This window comes from Bacillus sp. MBGLi79, assembly GCF_002953915.1.
Map to the genome: position 1 here is coordinate 2,707,945 of NZ_CP026521.1, position 19,987 is coordinate 2,727,931.

At 46.3% G+C, this 19,987-nt stretch carries 18 protein-coding genes; 4 read left to right on the forward strand and 14 right to left on the reverse strand.

Going from position 1 to position 19,987, the window contains the following annotated elements; all coding sequences use genetic code 11:
* Nucleotides 1-200 precede the first annotated feature (200 nt).
* A complete protein-coding gene (gene brxB, locus C1T29_RS13600; protein ID WP_014664530.1) occupies nucleotides 201-638 on the reverse strand; it encodes a bacilliredoxin BrxB in 438 nt (145 codons plus the stop codon).
* Between the two features lie 160 nt (nucleotides 639-798).
* On the opposite strand from brxB, the gene C1T29_RS13605 reads away from it, so the two are divergent.
* From C1T29_RS13605 to bmrR, 3 genes are all read left to right on the forward strand, one after another.
* On the forward strand, nucleotides 799-1,692 hold the full coding sequence (locus C1T29_RS13605) for a YegS/Rv2252/BmrU family lipid kinase (protein ID WP_069839450.1): 894 nt from the start codon (nucleotides 799-801) through the stop codon (nucleotides 1,690-1,692).
* A 100-nt stretch (nucleotides 1,693-1,792) separates the two neighbouring features.
* Complete coding sequence (gene bmr, locus C1T29_RS13610; RefSeq protein WP_069839451.1) at nucleotides 1,793-2,962, forward strand: multidrug efflux MFS transporter Bmr; 1,170 nt, start codon at nucleotides 1,793-1,795, stop codon at nucleotides 2,960-2,962.
* A gap of 74 nt (nucleotides 2,963-3,036) precedes the next feature.
* Entirely contained in the window at nucleotides 3,037-3,873 is an 837-nt protein-coding gene (gene bmrR / locus C1T29_RS13615) for a multidrug efflux transcriptional regulator BmrR (protein WP_071580414.1), read from the forward strand.
* Between the two features lie 59 nt (nucleotides 3,874-3,932).
* On the opposite strand, the gene bfmBB is transcribed toward bmrR, so the two are convergent.
* The 8 genes from bfmBB to C1T29_RS13655 all read right to left on the reverse strand — a co-directional run bounded on the left by bfmBB (nucleotide 3,933) and on the right by C1T29_RS13655 (nucleotide 14,003).
* Nucleotides 3,933-5,207, reverse strand: coding sequence for a branched-chain alpha-keto dehydrogenase complex dihydrolipoyllysine-residue (2-methylpropanoyl)transferase (bfmBB, locus tag C1T29_RS13620; protein ID WP_071580413.1), 1,275 nt, complete (start codon nucleotides 5,205-5,207; stop codon nucleotides 3,933-3,935).
* Between the two features lie 21 nt (nucleotides 5,208-5,228).
* The gene (bfmBAB, locus tag C1T29_RS13625; RefSeq protein ID WP_071580412.1) at nucleotides 5,229-6,212 is read right to left on the reverse strand and encodes a 3-methyl-2-oxobutanoate dehydrogenase subunit beta; all 984 of its coding nucleotides are present in this window, start codon (nucleotides 6,210-6,212) and stop codon (nucleotides 5,229-5,231) included.
* 13 nt (nucleotides 6,213-6,225) lie between these two features.
* Nucleotides 6,226-7,218, reverse strand: coding sequence for a 3-methyl-2-oxobutanoate dehydrogenase subunit alpha (bfmBAA, locus tag C1T29_RS13630; protein ID WP_071580411.1), 993 nt, complete (start codon nucleotides 7,216-7,218; stop codon nucleotides 6,226-6,228).
* A 21-nt stretch (nucleotides 7,219-7,239) separates the two neighbouring features.
* Nucleotides 7,240-8,664, reverse strand: a complete 1,425-nt coding sequence (lpdA, locus tag C1T29_RS13635; RefSeq protein ID WP_095431656.1) for a dihydrolipoyl dehydrogenase — start codon at nucleotides 8,662-8,664, stop codon at nucleotides 7,240-7,242.
* A 20-nt stretch (nucleotides 8,665-8,684) separates the two neighbouring features.
* Nucleotides 8,685-9,776: a butyrate kinase gene (buk, locus tag C1T29_RS13640; protein ID WP_095431657.1), complete on the reverse strand. Its 1,092-nt coding sequence runs from the start codon at nucleotides 9,774-9,776 to the stop codon at nucleotides 8,685-8,687.
* Nucleotides 9,777-9,794: 18 nt separating this feature from the next.
* Nucleotides 9,795-10,889 (reverse strand): branched-chain amino acid dehydrogenase, encoded by a 1,095-nt coding sequence (gene bcd / locus C1T29_RS13645; RefSeq protein WP_014664538.1) that lies wholly within the window; start codon nucleotides 10,887-10,889, stop codon nucleotides 9,795-9,797.
* Nucleotides 10,890-10,900: 11 nt separating this feature from the next.
* A complete protein-coding gene (gene yqiS, locus C1T29_RS13650; RefSeq protein ID WP_095431658.1) occupies nucleotides 10,901-11,800 on the reverse strand; it encodes a phosphate butyryltransferase in 900 nt (299 codons plus the stop codon).
* 124 nt (nucleotides 11,801-11,924) lie between these two features.
* The gene (locus C1T29_RS13655; RefSeq protein WP_095431659.1) at nucleotides 11,925-14,003 is read right to left on the reverse strand and encodes a sigma-54 interaction domain-containing protein; all 2,079 of its coding nucleotides are present in this window, start codon (nucleotides 14,001-14,003) and stop codon (nucleotides 11,925-11,927) included.
* A gap of 152 nt (nucleotides 14,004-14,155) precedes the next feature.
* On the opposite strand from C1T29_RS13655, the gene C1T29_RS13660 reads away from it, so the two are divergent.
* Nucleotides 14,156-14,392 (forward strand): DUF2627 domain-containing protein, encoded by a 237-nt coding sequence (locus C1T29_RS13660; protein ID WP_014664541.1) that lies wholly within the window; start codon nucleotides 14,156-14,158, stop codon nucleotides 14,390-14,392.
* A gap of 42 nt (nucleotides 14,393-14,434) precedes the next feature.
* On the opposite strand, the gene prpB is transcribed toward C1T29_RS13660, so the two are convergent.
* From prpB to C1T29_RS13685, 5 genes are read right to left on the reverse strand one after another with little or no spacing between them, the layout of a single operon-like run.
* Nucleotides 14,435-15,340 carry a methylisocitrate lyase gene (prpB, locus tag C1T29_RS13665; RefSeq protein ID WP_040082683.1) on the reverse strand — a complete coding sequence of 302 codons (906 nt, stop codon included), beginning with the start codon at nucleotides 15,338-15,340 and terminating at the stop codon, nucleotides 14,435-14,437.
* Between the two features lie 16 nt (nucleotides 15,341-15,356).
* Nucleotides 15,357-16,772 (reverse strand): bifunctional 2-methylcitrate dehydratase/aconitate hydratase, encoded by a 1,416-nt coding sequence (locus C1T29_RS13670; protein WP_095431660.1) that lies wholly within the window; start codon nucleotides 16,770-16,772, stop codon nucleotides 15,357-15,359.
* 14 nt (nucleotides 16,773-16,786) lie between these two features.
* Nucleotides 16,787-17,905, reverse strand: a complete 1,119-nt coding sequence (gene mmgD, locus C1T29_RS13675; RefSeq protein WP_095431661.1) for a citrate synthase — start codon at nucleotides 17,903-17,905, stop codon at nucleotides 16,787-16,789.
* A 34-nt stretch (nucleotides 17,906-17,939) separates the two neighbouring features.
* Entirely contained in the window at nucleotides 17,940-19,079 is a 1,140-nt protein-coding gene (locus C1T29_RS13680) for an acyl-CoA dehydrogenase (RefSeq protein ID WP_095431662.1), read from the reverse strand.
* A 26-nt stretch (nucleotides 19,080-19,105) separates the two neighbouring features.
* The gene (locus C1T29_RS13685) at nucleotides 19,106-19,969 is read right to left on the reverse strand and encodes a 3-hydroxybutyryl-CoA dehydrogenase (protein ID WP_095431663.1); all 864 of its coding nucleotides are present in this window, start codon (nucleotides 19,967-19,969) and stop codon (nucleotides 19,106-19,108) included.
* Between the last annotated feature and the right edge of the window lie 18 nt (nucleotides 19,970-19,987).

Below are 19,987 nucleotides of genomic sequence, written 5' to 3' on the forward strand. Positions count from 1 at the left end.
ACAGTTTCTTATTTTTATGCAATACTATTTTTAAAAATTATCTTCAAGCTTATCTTTCCAGTGATCTCTTTTGATATTACTAGATAAAAATAAAATCACTGTACAATCCGATTGAATAATTCGTTAATATTTATTCATATATCCTTGGAATTTTATGCACAAAAAAACCCGGGCTACTTTGAGTATCCGGGTTTTTTGTCTTATACTTCTTCACAATATTCTTCAAAGGCTCCCTGCAGCTTTGCCACTACGGCCATCGGCTCATGGCCTTCAATTTCATGGCGCTCTACCATTTTCATGATCTTTCCGTCTTTCAAAATCGCAAAGGACGGAGAAGATGGCGGATATCCTTCAAAATAGTCGCGGGCACGCGCTGTCGCTTCTTTGTCCTGTCCGGCAAAAACGGTCACAAGCTGATCAGGTCTTTTATCATAGTGAACGGAGTGGTATGCTGCCGGTCTTGCAATTCCTCCGGCACATCCGCAAACAGAGTTTACCATGACGAGCGTCGTTCCTTTTTTCGTAAGTGCCGCGTCTACCTCTTCGGCTGTTTTCAGCTCGGTGTATCCGGCAGCTGTAATTTCTTGTCTCGCTTGGCGGACAATATCATTCATAAATAAATTAAAGTCCATGTTCAATGAAGACCTCTCCTTTTTCATCATCTGTTCTTATGATAGCAAGGAAACGTCCAAATCGGCAAATGACTTTGCTTCGCCGTGCACTTTTTTTGCTTTTCGTTTACCGCTTACAGAAAAAGGGGATTATATAACCAGAAGTAAAATAAAGGAGCAGTTGTATATGAGCCAACGGAAAGCATTACTGATTCATAACGGAAATGCCGGCAACAAAAATATAGAAAAAGCACTTGGTGCTGTCGTGCCGGTTTTATCTCACCATTTAGATGAAGTGATTATTAAACAGACAAAGAAAAAGGATGATGCGTATTATTTTTGCCGATCCATTGATGATTCTGTCGACACCGTCTTCATTCTCGGCGGCGACGGCACGATCCACCAATGCATAAATGCAATCAGCTCTCTAGAAAGAAAACCCGCGGTCGGAATTTTGCCCGGCGGCACATGCAATGACTTTTCAAGAGTGCTTGGCATCCCTCAAAATCTTGCAAAGGCCGCGGAAGCACTTATGTCAGGAAAAAAAACCAGCGTAGACGTATGTCAGATGAACGACCGTTATTTTTTAAATTTCTGGGGGATCGGCTTAATTGCAGAAACGTCGAATCAAATCAATGAAACAGAAAAAGCATTATTGGGGAAAATCAGCTATTTTACTAGTGCCTTGCGAACCGTCTCATCCGCTGCATCGTTTCCGATGAGATTAAAAATTGATGGAGAAGAAATTAAAGAAGAAGCCGTTATGCTGCTTGTGATGAACGGCCAATACATTGGAACGAACCGAATTCCTCTGCCCGATGCCAGTATTGAAGATGGCTTACTCGATGTCCTCATATGCCGCAACACCAACCTCACCGCGTTGCGGGAGCTGATGAGCATGGAACAGGGCGCAATTGATCGTTTTACCGGAGAGCTGTCCTATGTCCAGGCCTCCCGAATCGAGATAGAGACAGACAATGCCAAAAAGGCGGATATGGATGGAGAAGTTTATACACATACACCCGCAGTCATTCAGGTCCTGCAGCAGCATATCGACATGCTTGTTCCCGCAAATGATTAACTGTCTTAAGGGCTTAGAAAGATTTTGCAAATCCGTTGACTCTCCCCTAGGAGGAGGTCTTACAGTATAAGGGATGCACACTTGAAAAAGGGGAAGTCATATGGAGAAGAAAAATATTACCTTAACGATATTATTAACCAATTTATTTATTGCTTTTTTGGGGATCGGGCTTGTGATTCCAGTAACGCCGACCATTATGAATGAATTGCATTTATCAGGGACCGCGGTCGGCTATATGGTTGCCTGCTTCGCTATTACGCAGCTCATTGTTTCACCAATATCCGGGCGCTGGGTTGATCGCTTCGGACGCAAGATCATGATCGTGATCGGCCTGTTTTTCTTTAGTGTGTCGGAGTTTTTATTTGGCATTGGAAAAACAGTTGAGATGTTATTTATCTCCCGTATGCTGGGCGGTATCAGCGCTGCCTTCATTATGCCTGGGGTCACAGCTTTTATCGCAGATATCACGACCATTAAAACACGGCCGAAAGCGCTCGGTTATATGTCAGCCGCTATTTCAACAGGATTTATTATTGGTCCCGGCATCGGGGGATTTTTAGCAGAAGTCCACTCCCGGCTGCCTTTTTTCTTTGCGGCCGCTTTTGCACTGTTAGCAGCCATTTTATCAATGCTCACGCTGCGCGAGCCGGAACGGAACCCTGAAAATCAGGAGATAAAAGGGCAAAAGACAGGCTTCAAGCGAATTTTTGCACCCATGTACTTCATTGCTTTTCTCATTATTTTGATTTCATCTTTTGGTCTAGCATCATTTGAATCTTTATTTGCATTATATGTGGATCATAAATTCGGATTTACGGCCAGCGACATTGCCATTATGATTACAGGAGGAGCGATTGTGGGCGCTATTACGCAAGTCGTCTTATTCGACCGCTTCACAAGATGGTTTGGCGAAATTCTTTTAATTCGGTACAGCTTAATTCTCTCGACGAGTCTGGTATTCTTGCTGACAACCGTAAATTCATATATTGCGATTCTGCTGGTTACAGTCACCGTTTTTGTCGGATTTGATCTCATGAGGCCTGCGGTAACGACTTACCTGTCAAAGATTGCGGGAAATGAACAAGGATTTGCCGGCGGTATGAATTCAATGTTTACAAGTATCGGCAATGTATTCGGGCCAATTATCGGAGGAATGCTGTTCGATATTGATGTAAACTATCCCTTCTACTTTGCAACGGTCACCTTGGCTATAGGCATTGCACTGACGATTGCTTGGAAAGCGCCTGCACACCTTAAAGCCAGCACATGATCAAAAGCGTATTCTTTGTGTACTGCAAAGAATACGCTTCTTCTTTATACTGATGATAAAAAAGGAGTGATGGCATGAAGGAATCGTATTACTCAATTGGAGAAGTTTCAAAACTGGCAAACGTGTCGATTAAAGCGCTCCGTTATTACGATAAAATTGATTTATTTAAACCCGCCTACGTCGACCCGGATACCAGCTACCGCTATTATACAGATTCTCAGCTCATTCATCTGGATTTGATCAAATCATTGAAATATATCGGCACCCCTTTAGAAGAGATGAAAAAAGCACAGGACTTAGAGATGGAAGAACTGTTTGCTTTTTATACAGAGCAGGAGCGGCAAATCAGGGAGAAATTAGACTTTTTATCAGCACTGGAGCAAACGATTTCGTTGGTGAAAAAACGGATGAAACGGCAGATGGAATATCCCGCGCTCGGTGAGGTGTTTGTTTTAGATGAAGAAGAAATACGGATTATTCAGACAGAGGCAGAAGGAATCGGGCCTGAAAACGTGCTCAACGCCTCCTACAGCAAATTAAAAAAATTTATCGAATCAGCAGATGGATTTACGAACAATAGCTACGGCGCCACTTTTTCTTTTCAGCCCTACACCAGCATTGATGAAATGACTTACCGTCATATTTTCACGCCTGTACTGACGAATAAACAAATTTCAGCCATTACGCCGGATATGGAAATTACAACGATTCCTAAAGGGAAGTATGTGTGTATCGCGTACAATTTTTCGCCTGAACATTATTTTCTCAACTTACAGAAGCTTATCAAATATATCGCAGACCGCCAATTAACAGTTGTCAGTGATGTATACGAGTTAATTATACCGGTTCATTACTCCCCGAAAAAACAAGAAGAATATCGGGTCGAAATGAAAATACGAATCGCAGAATAATACTGCATAGAAAAAGAGCATTTTTGAAACAAAACTTCAAAAATGCTCTTTTTGCTTATTTAGTAAACAGATGTCTTTTCGTCAATAGTTTCTAAAATTTGTTTCACTCGTCCCAGGAATCGTCCGCACACGAGACCGTCAAGCACTCTGTGGTCTAAGGACAGACACAGATTAACCATGTCTCTGACAGCAATCATGCCATTCTCCATGACAACCGGGCGTTTGACGATGGATTCTACTTGAAGAATCGCAGCCTGAGGATAGTTGATGATGCCCATCGACTGAACAGAGCCGAACGAACCTGTGTTATTGACGGTAAACGTGCCTCCCTGCATGTCATCTGCAGTGAGCTTTCCATCTCTTACTTTTTTGGCAAGGCCGGTAATGTCTTTCGCAATGCCTTTAATTGTTTTTTCATCAGCGTTTTTAATCACCGGAACAAATAAAGAATCCTCTGTGGCAACTGCAATTGAAATATTGATATCCTTTTTCTGAATAATTTTGTCCCCCGCCCACATGCTATTCATTTGCGGGAATTCTTTTAATGCCTGAGCGACTGCTTTGACAAAAAAGGCGAAGAACGTTAAATTAAAGCCTTCTGTCTTCTTAAAGGAATCTTTTATACTGTTGCGATATGCAACCATATTTGTGACGTCGACTTCCATCATCGTCCAAGCATGCGGAATTTCTGTTTTGCTGCGCTTCATATTTGAAGCAATTGCTTTTCTTACGCCTGTGACAGGGATTTCTATATCACCTGCTGCAGACGCAGGATATGAAGTCTCTTCTTTTGGCTCAGGTTTTGGTGCAGGCTTCGGTGCAGGAGCTGCTATGTTCGGCTCCCCAGCCTTCCGTTCTTGCACGCCGCCTGTTTCAATTAAGCGCTGAATATCTTTTCGTGTGATGCGCCCGCCGGCACCTGTTCCCGTCACTTGATCAAGGTCAATGCCGTGTTCACCAGCTAAACGGAGTACAGCTGGCGAGTAACGCTTCTTATTGGGCTGATCGGTTGCTTCGGCACTATTTGCAGCAGGCGTCCCAGCGGCTTCTGGCGCTTCTGGCTGTTCTTGTTTTTGTTCGATCGGATTCGCGCCTTCTGTTTCAACTTTGCAAATCACTTCTCCGACTTGCAGGGTCTGGCCTTCTTCTCCCACAAGCTCTGTTATCGTTCCAGTAAAAGAAGACGGAACCTCTGCATTTACCTTATCTGTCATGACTTCCGCGATCGGATCGTATTTGTTCACTTTATCACCGGGGGCGACAAGCCATTTGCTGATCGTCCCTTCTGTTACGCTTTCTCCAAGCTGCGGCATCGTCATTTGTTCAATTGCCATGATTGTATCCTCCTTACGTCTTTAAAACTCCGCTAATTCTCTCATCGCCGCTTCCACTTTATCAGGGTTGACCATAAAGTATTTTTCCATTGTCGGCGCATAAGGCATAGCCGGAATATCAGGACCTGCAAGCCGTTTGATCGGCGCGTCTAAGTCGAACAGACAATGCTCGGATATAATTGCGGCTACTTCGCCCATGATGCTGCCTTCTTTTGTATCTTCTGTGACCAAAAGAACCTTTCCAGTTTTGGACGCAGCTTCGATGATGGCTTCTTTATCAAGCGGGTAAACCGTTCTTAAATCTACCACATGCGCTGAAATGCCATCTTTTTCGAGACGTTCTGCAGCCTGTAAGGCAAAGTGGACACACAGGCCATATGTGATCACTGTGATATCGTCGCCTTCCCGTTTTACGTCCGCCTTTCCGATTGGCAGGACATAATCATCTGCCGGAACCTCTCCTTTTATCAGGCGATACGCCCGTTTGTGCTCAAAAAACAGCACTGGGTCTTCGTCACGAACTGCGGCTTTTAAAAGGCCCTTAGCGTCATATGGTGTTGAAGGCATGACAATTTTCAGTCCGGGCTGATTGGCGAAAATCGCTTCGACTGATTGAGAATGATACAGGGCCCCGTGCACACCTCCGCCGTATGGCGCTCTGACGACAATCGGACAGCTCCAGTCATTGTTGCTGCGGTAGCGGATTTTAGCCGCTTCAGAAATAATTTGGTTGACCGCCGGCATAATAAAATCGGCAAACTGCATTTCAGCAATCGGTCTCATTCCGTACATTGCCGCTCCAATACCAACTCCTGCGATCGCAGATTCAGCAAGCGGTGTATCCATTACGCGCTCTTCCCCGAATTGTTCATAGAGGCCGGCTGTCGCTTTAAACACTCCGCCTTTTCTTCCTACATCTTCCCCAAGGACGAAGACTCGGGGATCTCGTTCCATTTCTTCTTTCATTGCCAAATTGATTGCATCAATATATGACATTACTGACATTTGTTCTTCCTCCCTACTTCGCATACACATAATCAAGCGCTGACTCAGGAGCTGCATAAGGGGCGTTCTCCGCTTCATCCGTCGCTTCATTAACGATTGCCATAATTTCATCCAGCATGGTTTGTTTTGTCTCATCGGACAGCAGGCCTGTTTCCTTTAAGTAAGTTTGATAAGTAAGCAGGGGATCACTTTTTTTCGCTTCCTCTACTTCTTCACGGCCTCTGTAGCTGCTGTCATCGTCATCACTGGAATGCGGTGTAAGGCGGTAAGAAATCGTTTCAATTAATGTAGGACCTTCTCCTCTGCGTGCCCGTTCGCGTGCTTCTTTAACCGCTTGATAAACTTCCAGCGGATCATTTCCATTCACAGTGACGCCAGGCATCCCATAGCCTACGGCACGGTCAGAAATGTTCTCGCATGCGACTTGCTTATCGTAAGGCACTGAGATTGCGTATTTATTGTTTTCACACATGAAAATCACAGGCAGCTTATGAACAGCGGCAAAGTTTGCCCCTTCATGGAAATCGCCTTGGTTTGAAGAGCCTTCGCCAAATGTAACAAAGGCTGCGATATCCTTTTTCTCCATCCGTCCCGCAAGCGCAATGCCGACTGCGTGCGGCACTTGCGTTGTAACCGGAGATGATCCCGTCACAATACGGTTTTTCTTTTGTCCGAAATGTCCCGGCATCTGGCGGCCTCCTGAGTTCGGATCCGCCGCTTTGGCAAATCCGGACATCATTAAGTCCTTTGCTGTCATGCCAAACGCGAGCACGACACCCATGTCTCTGTAGTACGGCAATACATAATCCATTTCACGGTCAAGTGCGAAAGCCGCTCCTACCTGTGCTGCTTCCTGTCCTTGACAAGAGATTACGAATGGGATTTTGCCAGAACGGTTTAACAGCCACATTCTTTCATCGATTTTCCTTGCTAACAGCATGGTTCTATACATATCAACGGCTTCCTGATCAGTCAGCCCTAGTGCTTGATGTCGGTTTTTACTCATTCAAGCCCCTCCTTTATGCTTTTAAAAATGAATGGCTTTGCCATCTACGGCAAGCGCTGCTTCTCCAATTGCTTCAGAAAGTGTCGGATGCGGGTGAATCGTTTGCCCGACCTCCCACGGCGTAGCGTCCAGCACTTTGGCAAGACCCGCTTCAGAAATCATGTCAGTGACATGCGGGCCAATCATATGAACGCCGAGAATATCATCGGTATCTCGATCCGCCACGATTTTGACAAAACCGTCGCTTTCACCGTATACAAGCGCTTTTCCAATCGCCATAAATGGGAACTTCCCGATTTTGACATTATGCCCGTTCGCCTTTGCTTCATCTTCTGTTAAGCCGACACTGGCAGCTTCAGGGCTTGAGTAGATGCACTTCGGTACCAGCGTCGGATCAAGCGGATGCGGATTGAGACCTGCAAAATGCTCAACAGCAATGATTCCCTCATGTGAAGCAACGTGAGCTAACTGCAGGCCACCGATTACGTCTCCGATTGCATAAATATGAGACTCCTTCGTTTGGCAGCTTTCATTGACTGAAATCACGCCATTTTCAGTGATAATATCGGTGTTCTCCAGGCCGATGCCTTCGATATTTGCTTGTCTGCCGATGGAAACAAGCATTTTTTCAGCAGAGTAGGTGGCGGTTTCTCCGTCTATTTCCGCTTGTATACTGATATCATCTGATGTTTCTGTCATTGTGTCAGGCAGCACCTTTGCCCCTGTTATGAACTGGATGCCTTTTTTCTTAAGAAGACTTTCCATTTCTTTTGAAATCTCTAGATCTTCAGTCGGCAATATGCGATCCGCGTATTCGATAACTGTTACCTTCACGCCAAAATCATGAAGCATAGACGCCCATTCGATACCGATAACCCCTCCGCCGACGATAATGATTGATTTTGGCAGCTCCTCCATTTGGAGCGCCTCATCTGAAGTCAGTACAGACTTACCGTCCGCTTCAAGGCCCGGAAGCATTCTCGGTCTTGATCCTGTTGCAATGATCACTTGTTTGGGGATCAGCATGTCATTTTCTTCGCCATTTCCCCGTTCAACAGAAATTGTTCCCGGCAGCGGAGAGAAGATTGACGGTCCAAGGATACGACCGTATCCTTTGTACACGTCAATTTTTCCTTTTTTCATTAAATGGTTTACACCCGCTGCAAGCTTATCAACAACGGCTTGCTTACGCTGCTGCACTTTTTCAAAGTTGAGGGACACGCCAGCCGTCTCTACTCCGAACTGGTCGGCATCACGCGCTGTCCTGTATACCTCTGCGCTTCTAAGAAGCGCTTTACTCGGGATACAGCCTTTATGCAGACATGTTCCTCCGAGTTTTTCCTTTTCAACAACGGCTGTTTTTAAGCCGAGCTGAGCGGCTCTGATGGCCGCAACATAACCGCCGGTACCGCCGCCCAGAATGACTACGTCATACTCAGTTGCCATGGTGACTCACTCCTGTCTGTCTATTCAATACGATATTGTTTGGATTGCTCTTCGCCCTGCAAAACTCTGAGCGCCCCTTGGGCAAGAGACTGCAGTTCATTTTCACCCGGATAGACTAAAACGTCTGAAATCCAATCTATGTATGATCTGATAGTAGAAACAAAGCTTTTGCCGTACGCAAGGCCCCCCGTCAGCACAATTGCTTCAACTTCACCTTTTAAAACCGCGCTGGCTGCTCCGATTTCCTTTGCTATCTGATATGCCATGGCATCATAAATGAAGCGGGCTTTTTCATCGCCCCCCTGAATCATTTGTTCCACTTTTACTGCATCATTTGTACCGAGATAGCCTAAAAGCCCGCCGGTGCCCACCAGTTTTTTCATGATTTCTTCTTTTGTATATTCTCCTGAAAAACATAGATCAACAAGATCCCCCGCAGGCACTGTTCCTGCACGTTCAGGACTGAACGGCCCCTCTCCATGAAGGCCGTTATTGACATCCACGACTCGCCCGTGGTCATGGACGCCAATTGTAATACCTCCGCCCATATGGGTAATAATCATTTTCATGTTCTCATATCGTTTGCCAAGAGAGGCTGCCGCTTTACGGGCGACAGCTTTTTGATTTAACGCGTGAAAAATGCTTTTCCTTTCAATTTCAGGCATGCCTGAAACTTTTGCGAGCACTGACATTTCGTCTACGACAACAGGGTCGACGATATACGAAGGGATATTCAGGCCGTCAGCAATTTCCCGCGCGATAATGCCGCCGAGATTAGAAGCATGCTGGCCGGCGTAGCCGCTTTTCAAGTCCTCAATCATGTCATCGTTCACTACGTAAGTCCCGCCTTCAATCGGCCGGAGAAGGCCGCCTCTTGCGCAGACTGCATCAAACTTTGAGATATTGATTCCCTGTTCATGAAGCGTTTCGAGAATATGGTTTTTGCGAAATTCATATTGATCAATAATTTGGTCAAATCGCTGCAGCTCTTCTATGTTGTGTCTCAATGTTTTTTCAAAAATACTTCGTTCGTTATGAAAAACACCGATTTTCGTTGAAGTTGAGCCTGGATTAATTGTGAGAATGCGTTTTTCGTCATGTAGCACTTTCATAACCTCCAGATCAATTTCTTAACGTCTGCTTAATACACTGTGGCCGTTTTGCAAAAACTGGCTTCTTGAGCGGCGCATGCGTTCAATCCGTTCCTCTGCCAAGCGGTCAGCCGCTAAATATGCCGGAATGCCGTCACGCTGAGAAATCTCGAGTACACGCTCGATATTGCTGTAAATGCCTTCTACTTTTTTCAGTGCGCGTTCAGCATTATAGCCATAAAGCTCATCTGCGACGTTGATGACACCGCCCGCGTTAATCACGTAATCCGGTGCATAAACGATGCCCATTTCGTGAATTTGATCACCATGGCGTGTTTCTTTTAATTGGTTGTTGGCCGCACCTGCGATCACCTTCGCCTTCAGCTGTTTAATCGTGTCGTCGTTAATAGTCGCACCAAGGGCACACGGCGCGTAAATATCGCAGTCTTGTGAATAAATATCATCCGGATCAACTGCACGAGCGCCAAAATCTTCAACTGCACGCTGTACAGATTGTTTGTTGATATCCGTAACGATTAAGTTTGCCCCTTCTTCATGCAGGTGGCGGCAAAGGTTATAGGCTACGTTCCCAACACCCTGTACAGCAATGGTTTTCCCTTCAAGAGAGTCGGTTCCGAAAGCAGCTTTAGCTGCTGCCTTCATTCCTCTGTACACCCCGTACGCTGTGACTGGGGAAGGATTTCCGGAAGAGCCGAACGCAGGAGAAATCCCTGTGACATAGTCTGTCTCATCATGAATGATATCCATATCCTCCACCGTTGTACCCACATCTTCAGCTGTGATGTACCTGCCGTTCAGCCCTTGAATATAGCGGCCAAACGCGCGGAACATTTCCTCATTTTTGTCTTTGCGAGGATCGCCGATAATGACTGTTTTGCCGCCGCCCAGGTTTAAGCCTGCCGCCGCGTTCTTATAGGTCATGCCTCTTGCCAGTCTGAGCGCGTCTTCAATTGCAGCTTCTTCATTTTCATATGTCCACATTCTCGTTCCGCCAAGTGCTGGACCGAGTGTTGTATCATGAATCGCGATAATCGCTTTTAAGCCTGATTGTTCATCTTGGCAGAATACCAATTGTTCGTAATCATATTTCTCCATATATTTAAAAAGTTCCATGTTCGTTCCTCCTAATGTGTGTATTCTTCGGATGCGCATATTGCCAACGCAATGGAATACAGTTTATTTTCGGCAGAGTCCGCTCTGCTTGTTAAGGCAATCGGCGCTTTGGCTCCTGTAATGACAGCGGCCACGCTGGCTTTGGCAAAATAAATCAGTGATTTATATAAAATATTGCCGGCCTCAATTGTTGGGACGAGAAGGATATCTGCGTTGCCCGCTACGTCTCCCGAAATTTTTTTCTGAGCCGCGGCAATTTGTGAAACTGCGTTATCCAAAGCAAGCGGTCCATCAACAATACAGCCTTTGATCTGGCCTCTTTTGAACATTTGAGCTAGAGCTGCTGCATTCACGGTCGCTTCCATTTTTGGGTTCACCGTTTCGACCGCTGCCAGAGCAGCTGCTTTTGGCATATTGTTCCCTACTGCATGGGCCACATGAACGGCATTTTGCAAAATCTGCCGAAGCTCTTCCAGCGAGGGAGCGATATTCATTGCCGAATCTGTCACAAACATCATCCTGTCAAAATCCGGTATATCAAAGACAGCCACGTGGGAAAGGACACTTGATGACCGAAGCCCCTCCTGTCTGTTTAATACCGCTTTAAGCAAAACAGAAGTCGGCACATTTCCTTTCATTAAAACGTCCGCTGTTTTATGATGTACAGCACGAACCGCTAATTTCGCCGACTCCTCAGGTGTATCGGCATGGACGATTTCCACTTGATGACCTTGCATGGATGATGTCAGCTCGTTCAGTTTTTTGCTGTCGCCCGTTAACAAAAAACGGGCGGATAGGTGCTCGGCAGCCAGCTTTACAGCCCGGATCACTTCCTCATCCTCAGCATGAGCAACCGCAATGGTCTTGTTTTTGTGCATCGACGCTTTGCCGATTAAATCTTTCAGCTTCATCTGCTACCACCTTTCTTGTTTCGACTCCGCCTTTTATTATGCAAGTTCCGTGCCAGCTCTTAAGGGTGCTGTCATACCTGGTATATTGACACATTCGTGCAGAAGTTTGCGTTTATTCTGCAGATTATTGCATGCCTTCATTTGCAAGGCCATATTTATCCATTTTGTAATATAAATTCCGAATGCTGACACCGAGGGCTTTCGCTGTTTTTGTCCGGTTAAAATGATGCTTTTCGAGCGTTTGCTGGATCAAATGCGCTTCAAATTTTTCTACTGCGACAGACAGCTTTTCGCCTTCAATATCCGGAAAATCAAAACCTGCCCTCAGATCTGTGTCATTTTCTTTTTGCTCAAGTTCAAATATAGGCAAATGATCTTTTTCAATCCATTCCATATGCGGATTGAGAAAAATCATGGCTCGTCCAAGGACATTTTCAAGCTCGCGGACATTCCCAGGCCAATGGTAAGCAGATAAGGCGCGCAAGGCTTGCTGCGAGAGCCCTTTTACATTCCTGCCGTAATCCCGGTTGATCTTTTGGATAAGTCTGACGCTTAGTGCTTCAATGTCCTCCAACCGCTGCCGCAAAGGCGGAATGGAGATGGGATAGCGGTTGATCCGGTAATACAGGTCTTCGCGAAACTTTCCATCCGCCATCGCCTTTTCAATATTTACATTTGTTGCCGCGATCACTCTGACATTGACAGGGATCGCTTTCGTGCCGCCCACTCTGACGATTTCCTTTTCTTGAAGGACGCGCAGCAATTTGGCCTGCATATTTTGTGTCAGCTCACCGATTTCATCTAAGAAAATACTGCCGTTATTTGCTTCTTCAAATAAACCCTTTTTACCGCCCCGCTTCGCCCCTGAAAACGCACCATCCTCATAGCCGAACAATTCTGATTCAAGCAGGTTTTCAGAAAGGGCTGCACAATTTACGCGAATAAATTTATTGTACTTCCGGTCGCTTTCGTTATGGATGGCATGGGCAAACAGTTCTTTTCCTGTTCCTGACTCTCCGCGCAACAAAATCGTTGCCGGCGTTTTCGCACCGAGCTTCGCCTGCTCAAGCGCAACCAGCATTTGCTCGCTTTTGCCGATAATGTCGTCAAACGTGTATTTCGCTTCAAGCGTGCGAATAATTTGCCTGGCGCGGTTAAGCTCCGCTGTCAGCATTTTAATTTCGGACACATCGTGAATCACACCGACGCTGCCTTTCAAAATACCGTCCACAATCACCGGTGCTACATTGACGATGACCTCTTTTTCATTCGGGCCGACCTTCATTCTGACACCGCGGACAGGGCGTCTTGTTTCAAGCACCTTTAAATGCATGCTTTCGCCTTCGGAAATATCCGTGTTTGCAGGCTTGCCGATAACTTCTTTTTCAGATAGCCCGGTCATTTTCGTATATGCTTTATTGATTAGGAGCCCGATGCCGTTTTCATCAACGACAGAAATCGCCTCATCGGAGGATTGGATAATCGCCTCCAGCATCGTACGGACCTGCTTTAAGTTGGTCACTTCCTCCGCCAGCTCGACCGCATCTGTGATATCTTTAAACACACAAAGAGCCCCGAGCAGACGTCCGCCTTCATCAATAATCGGCAGCCTTGTGGTCACAATTTGCAAATGATCGCCTAAAAGCTGCTTCTGGTTGTATTCAGGCACTCTTGTTTTTAAAATTCGCGGCATCTTAGTGCTCGGAATGACTTCTTTTATTGGTCGTCCGATGACTTCCTCGCGTTTTTTCCCGACCATTTTTTCGGCCATATGGTTAAAGAGAATGATCTCTTCATTGATATCAATAAAAATCATCCCGTCATGGGTGGAATTAAAAATTCTGTCGTGTTTGTATGTTTGCTCTTTTAGCATTTGAATCAGGTGCTGCTTTTCTTCCATCAGCTGAAAAACGATGTATGCCATTTTCCCCGGCATGACAATGGTATCTTCATGCTTTCTTTGAAGGAGTTCGTCAAACACGGCTTGATCGCCGGTGGTATGAATGACGATATCCGGTTTTTGTTGTATGTAAGGTTTCCAATCAGATGAAACGGCAATCCCATACTGTTCTGCTTCTTTCAATCCCGGCGCCTTGGGGTCTTTGTCAACTACGGCAATGATATCTATGATGGCTGTTTTGATCAGAATATGTAATAACGCCGTTCCCCTTTTGCCGGCACCTACTATCAGTACCTTTTGCATCCCGATACCCCTTTGTATGAAAAAATTTGCACACCTAATTATTCCGTTGCAATAATTTGCACAACCCTATGTTACCACGTTTTCTTCTCTTGACAAAATATTTTTCCCGCTGGACAATAAAGGAAATGAAAAGATAAAGGGGTTTTCTGAAGATGAGCCGACTTCTTGCGCTTTTGATATTAGTCATCCCCGGGGCCATTTCCGCTTTAGGCATTAAACTGATGAGAGATACACTTTTCGGCCATGCAATAAAGCCATTTTCAGCTCTTTGGCTCCAAGGGTTGTCAGGATTCATCTTTTTCGCGATCGGCCTCTATGTGCTGGCCGGGTTCATTCTATACAGAGACAGAAAACGCAATCAAGTCAGCCCGCGATTCAGAAAACGATAACTGCAAAAAAAGCCGGAGAATGCTCCGGCTTTTTTTGTCGCACTATTCGTCAGGCAAAACCGTCTTGGCAATCGTTTTATCTAATGCCTCATAGTCATAATAAGAGATGGTATCGTACAGTTCTTTTCGCGTCTGCAAATGATGAAGTCCTTCTTTTTGTGAGCCGTGCTCCTTCATCAAACCAAATATCCGCTCATAAGCTTTTGCCGCCGCTCGAAGCGAGGTGACAGGATATATCACCATGCGAAACCCCATATCTTCGAATTCATCGGCACGATAATACGGCGTTTTCCCAAACTCCGTCATATTCGCAAGGAGCGGAACGGAGATATGCTCAGCAAACTGGCGGAATTCATTCTCTGCCTGGAGCGCTTCCGGGAAAATCGCGTCTGCTCCCGCCTCAATGTAGGCCGCTGACCGTTTTATTGCAGCATCAAGCCCTTCCTGCGCCCTGGCATCTGTGCGGGCAACAACAATAAGGGTGGGTGCCGCTTGTTTAATGGCTTTTATTTTTTGCGCCATTTCCTTGATCGGAACGAGCTGTTTGCCATTTAAATGCCCGCATTTTTTCGGAAGCTGCTGGTCTTCTATTTGAACGGCTGCTACCCTGGCTTCAAGCATCTCCCGGGCGGTTCGGGCGGCATTTAACACACCGCCAAATCCCGTATCGATATCCACAAGCAGAGGCAGATCAGCAGCACGCACAAGGTCTTTGGCCCGATCCGCCATTTCTGCCGACGTGATGATCCCTAGATCAGGAAGTCCCCTGCTGGCTGTATAAGCCGCACCAGACAAATATATAGCAGAAAAACCGGCCTCCTTCGCGAGCAACGCTGCCATCCCGTCATGGGCGCCGGGAATTTGAAGAATGTCCGGCGCCGACATCAGCTTGCGGAAACGCCCGGCAAGCTCTTCTTGTGACGATTGCTGATTGACGATCCACGACATGACACAAATCCTCCTTTTACATGCAGAACATGTCTACGAATTCATTTACGCGCATCGTTTGTAAAGTCTCGCTGGTACAGCGCTCATAAATGTGTTTGCACTGTTTATCAGGAAAATGGCTTTTGAGATTGCCAGAAAACTTTTCCAGAAGTTTTGGCACTGCCTCCTCTCTTCGAAAACGGTGGCCAAGAGGAAACTCACATTCCACCATTTCCGTGCTCGTTCCGTCTTTAAAATGAACCTGAACGGCATTTGAAATAGAACGCTTATCAGGTTTCAAATAATCCTCGGTATATGCTTTATTTTCAGTCACCTTCATTTTATCACGTAATTTATCTATTCTCGGATCACTCGCAGTTTCAGCTTCATAATGCTGTGCGGTGATATCACCAAAAAGCAAACCGATTGCTGTAATGTATTGGAGGCAGTGATCACGGTCTGCCGGATTGTGAAGCGGGCCTTTTTTATCAATGATTCGGATAGCGGATTCATGCGTACTGATGACAATACGATCGATCTCATCAATTCGGTCCTTTACCCGCGGATGTAAAATGACGGCGCACTCCGCCGCTGTTTGAGCGTGAAATTCTGCTGGATAAGACACTTTAAATAACACATTTTCCATGACATAAGCGTCGAGCGGACGGGCGAGCTTGATCTCTTTCTTATTGAATAGAACGTCCTGGAACCCCCAACCCGGTGCGCTCAACGCTGTCGGATACCCCATTTCCCCTTTTAACGACATCAGCGCCAAATGAACACCTCTGCTCGTTGCATCTCCTGCTGCCCATGATTTGCGAGAGCCTGTATTTGGTGAATGCCGGTATGTTCTTAATGCTGCATTGTCAATCCATGCATTCGAAAGCGCATTTTTGATTTCTTCTCTCCCGCCGCCTAAAAGCTTTGCTGCAACAGCTGTTGTCGCAATTTTAACAAACAGCACATGATCAAGACCCACTCGATTCAGGCTGTTTTCTAACGCAAGGACGCCTTGAATTTCGTGCGCTTTAATCATCATCTCGAGTACGTCGCGTACCGTTAAAGGCTCTTTTCCTTCAGACAGCCTCACTCTTGATACATAATCACAAACAGCAAGGATGCCTCCCAAGTTATCGGATGGATGCCCCCACTCCGCTGCCAGCCACGTATCGTTGTAATCGAGCCAGCGAATCATGCAGCCGATATTAAACGCTGCCCTCACAGGATCGAGAACATAGGACGTTCCCGGCACTTTGCTTCCATTTGGCACAGTCGTTCCTGGAACAATCGGCCCAAGCAGCTTTGTGCACTCTGGATACCGCAGCGCCAAAATCCCGCAGCCCAGGGTATCCAGCAATACATGCCCCGCTGTTGTATACGCTTCGGAACTTGTAATCTCTTTCTCAAGCACATAGTCTGTGATTTCTTCGATAACACGATCCGTTTTCTGCATTCTGCCAGCTCCTTTCATGATTCTGTTTGATATCGCGGGCCCATGTAACTGACACGGGGACGGAAGAGTCGATTATTGGAATGCTGTTCAATCACATGAGCGCATAAACCGGATGTTCTCGCGCTGAAAAAGACAGGCGTATATAAAGGGATCGGTATGCCGAGCATCCAATAAACCGGGGCAGCATAGTAATCCAAGTTCGGATAGAGCCCTTTTTCCTTCTCCATCAGCCGCTCACCTGCTTCACACATCTCATATAAACGATGGTCACCGGCTTTATCGCATAATTGCCGCAGCGCTTCTTTCATCATGAGTGCTCTCGGATCCATTTTTTTCATATACACACGGTGGCCGAAACCCATGATTTTTTCTTTTCTTTTCAGTTTTGTTTGCAGAAGCTGCTCAAATTCAGACGTCGTTTTTGCCTCCAAAAGCATATACATTACAGCTTCGTTTGCCCCTCCGTGAAGATTCCCTTTCAGGGAAGCGACAGCTCCTGTCAAAGCGCCATAAAGATCCGAGTGAGTAGATGCGATGACTCTGGCCGCAAAAGTTGAATTCGGCATCTCATGCTCACTATACAGGACGAGCGACCGGTCAAAAATCTGTTCTTCCAATGAGGACGGCAATTTGCCTGTCATCATGTATAGAAAATTCGCACTGTAGGACAGGGATTGAAGCGGAAGAATCGGCTCTTTTTTATTGATGATCCTGTAGCTGGCAGCAGTGAGGGCAGGCATTTTCCCAAGAAGCTGATATGCGCGCTCCTTGTTAGCGGAAGGAGACCGATCATCAATTTGCCGATCATAACCGGCAAGTGCCGACAGGCCGGTACGCAGGCTATCCATTGGATGCGTGTGCTCAGGGAGCAGCTCAAGCAGACGGAGATGATCAGCAGGCAGGCTTGACGCACTGTTTATTTTACTTTCCAGCGTCTCTCTTTCACTTTCTTCCGGCAGCCTCCCTTCCAGCAATAAATGGACAAGCTCCAGATAACTTTTTGTTTTAGAAAGATCTATTAAATCATAGCCTCGTATCAAAATCTGGCTGAACTGCGTGTCAAGATAAGAAATGTGAGTTTCTGCCGCAATCACACCGTCCAACCCTGGAGAGTAGTGCTGTTTCTCCTCCATATCCTCAACCTCCGTTTTTGCGTTTTTTTGGTTATCAGGTCCCGCCAAGTAAATACTTGGAAATAATCAGTCTTTGAATCTCATTCGTCCCTTCATAGATTTGCGTCACCTTTGCATCGCGAAGCAGCCGCTCAACGGGGTAATCCTTCATATAGCCATATCCCCCATAAATTTGGACGGCGTCTAACGCCGCCTTCACCGCTGCATCGGAAGCAAATTGTTTAGCCATAGACGCCTCTTTTCCACATGACAGGCCGCGGTTATGGAGGTCTGCGGCGTGGTAGACAAGATGCCTTGCCGCCTCAGCCCTAGTCGCCATGTCAGCCAGCTTAAATGATATGCCTTGATTGGCTGCGATCGGCCTTCCAAATTGCACTCGCTGCTTCGCATAAGCAACGGCATGCTCAAGAGCCGCCTCTGCAATACCGAGCGCCTGTGCCGCAATGCCGATCCGGCCGACATTTAAATTCGCCATGGCAATGTTGAAGCCGTCACCCTCTTTGCCAAGCAAATTAGCTTCAAGCACTTCTGCGTTATCAAAAATCAGTTCCGTAGTATTAGAGCCATAAAGCCCCAGCTTTTTTTCTTTTTTCCCAACCGTAAAACCGGGTGTGTTTTTTTCAACGATAAAAGCCGAAATCCCGTGCCTGCCTTGATCCGGAGCCGTTAAAGCAAATGTGATATAGATATCAGCTGCTCCGCCATTCGTTATGAATATTTTCGATCCGTTTAATACGTATTTGCCGTTCTTTTTAATTGCCGTTGTGCGAAGGCTTCCGGCATCCGATCCTGAGTAAGGCTCCGTCAGTGCAAAGGCCCCTAAATGGTCTCCTGAAGCAAGCTTCGGTATATATTTCATCTTTTGTTCCTCATTGCCGAAGTACAGAATCGGATTTGTGCCGACCGAGGTATGAACGGAGAGAATCACGCCGACAGCCGCGCTGATTTTTGAAATCTCATGAATCGCCAAAATATAAGAAACAACGTCCGCCCCGGCACCGCCGTACTGTTCCGGCACCGGTATTCCCATCAGCCCGTGTTCGCCCATTTTTTTGATCAGCTGAAAGGGAAATTCGTCCGTTTTCTCCATAATTTCCGCAGCGGGAGCAATTTCTTTTCGGGCAAAATCACGCACCATTTTTCGCATCATGACTTGCTCTTGGGTTATATGCAACTCGGCCACCCCCGATGGAATTGACTTCAGGAAGTCCTCTCCTCATATTCATAAAAACCGCGTCCGCTCTTTTTGCCAAGCCAGCCTGCTTTGACATACTTGCGGAGCAGCGGGCAAGGACGGTATTTAGAATCGCCAAGGCCTGAGTGAAGAACTTCCATAATGGATAAACACGTATCCAGTCCGATAAAATCCGCTAATGTAAGCGGACCCATCGGATGATTCATGCCAAGCTTCATCACCTCGTCTATTGCCTCTGGCTTCGCCACTCCCTCATACACGCAATAGATGGCTTCATTAATCATTGGAAGAAGCACACGATTGGAAACAAACCCCGGAAAATCATTGACTTCAACCGGTGTTTTCCCCATCTTTTCCGCTAATGCCATAACATCTAAGGCCGTTTCCTCTGATGTAGCCAAGCCGCGTATTACTTCAACCAGCTTCATCACAGGGACGGGATTCATAAAATGCATGCCAATGACCCGTTGAGGCCGATTTGTCACAGCAGCGATCTCTGTAATAGGCAAGGAAGATGTATTGCTGGCCAAAATCGTATGAGGCGGGCAAATGCGATCAAGTGTTTTAAACATTTTGGTTTTCGCCGCCATGTTTTCAGCGATAGCCTCAATCACAATGTCCGCATGCTCTGCCTCCTCAAGCGTTTGAGAAATCGAAATGCGGCTGATGATACTCCTCACTTCCGCCTCGGTCCTTTTTCCTTTCTCAGCGTCACGGGCCAGCTGTTTCTTCAGCCGCTTCAATCCTGCCTCCGCAGCTTCCGGACTCACATCGTACATCCGCACATAAAAACCTGCGTCAGCAGCTGCTTGTGCAATGCCGCTTCCCATCTGACCTGCGCCAGCTACCATGATTTGTTTGATTTCCATTTAAATCCCCTTTTTCAT

Excerpts from the sequence above, each read along its gene's own strand:
- buk (WP_095431657.1), bottom strand. The coding sequence starts at position 9,776 with ATGAAAGTGCTACATGACGAAAAACGCATTCTCACAATTAATCCAGGC.
- bmrR (WP_071580414.1), top strand. The coding sequence starts at position 3,037 with ATGAAGGAATCGTATTACTCAATTGGAGAAGTTTCAAAACTGGCAAAC.
- prpB (WP_040082683.1), bottom strand. The coding sequence starts at position 15,340 with ATGTCGTGGATCGTCAATCAGCAATCGTCACAAGAAGAGCTTGCCGGG.
- C1T29_RS13685 (WP_095431663.1), bottom strand. The coding sequence starts at position 19,969 with ATGGAAATCAAACAAATCATGGTAGCTGGCGCAGGTCAGATGGGAAGC.
- C1T29_RS13670 (WP_095431660.1), bottom strand. The coding sequence starts at position 16,772 with ATGCAGAAAACGGATCGTGTTATCGAAGAAATCACAGACTATGTGCTT.
- lpdA (WP_095431656.1), bottom strand. The coding sequence starts at position 8,664 with ATGGCAACTGAGTATGACGTAGTCATTCTGGGCGGCGGTACCGGCGGT.
- bfmBAA (WP_071580411.1), bottom strand. The coding sequence starts at position 7,218 with ATGAGTAAAAACCGACATCAAGCACTAGGGCTGACTGATCAGGAAGCC.
- bmr (WP_069839451.1), top strand. The coding sequence starts at position 1,793 with ATGGAGAAGAAAAATATTACCTTAACGATATTATTAACCAATTTATTT.
- bfmBB (WP_071580413.1), bottom strand. The coding sequence starts at position 5,207 with ATGGCAATTGAACAAATGACGATGCCGCAGCTTGGAGAAAGCGTAACA.
- mmgD (WP_095431661.1), bottom strand. The coding sequence starts at position 17,905 with ATGGAGGAGAAACAGCACTACTCTCCAGGGTTGGACGGTGTGATTGCG.
- C1T29_RS13660 (WP_014664541.1), top strand. The coding sequence starts at position 14,156 with ATGAGCCGACTTCTTGCGCTTTTGATATTAGTCATCCCCGGGGCCATT.
- C1T29_RS13655 (WP_095431659.1), bottom strand. The coding sequence starts at position 14,003 with ATGCAAAAGGTACTGATAGTAGGTGCCGGCAAAAGGGGAACGGCGTTA.
- yqiS (WP_095431658.1), bottom strand. The coding sequence starts at position 11,800 with ATGAAGCTGAAAGATTTAATCGGCAAAGCGTCGATGCACAAAAACAAG.
- C1T29_RS13605 (WP_069839450.1), top strand. The coding sequence starts at position 799 with ATGAGCCAACGGAAAGCATTACTGATTCATAACGGAAATGCCGGCAAC.
- bfmBAB (WP_071580412.1), bottom strand. The coding sequence starts at position 6,212 with ATGTCAGTAATGTCATATATTGATGCAATCAATTTGGCAATGAAAGAA.
- bcd (WP_014664538.1), bottom strand. The coding sequence starts at position 10,889 with ATGGAACTTTTTAAATATATGGAGAAATATGATTACGAACAATTGGTA.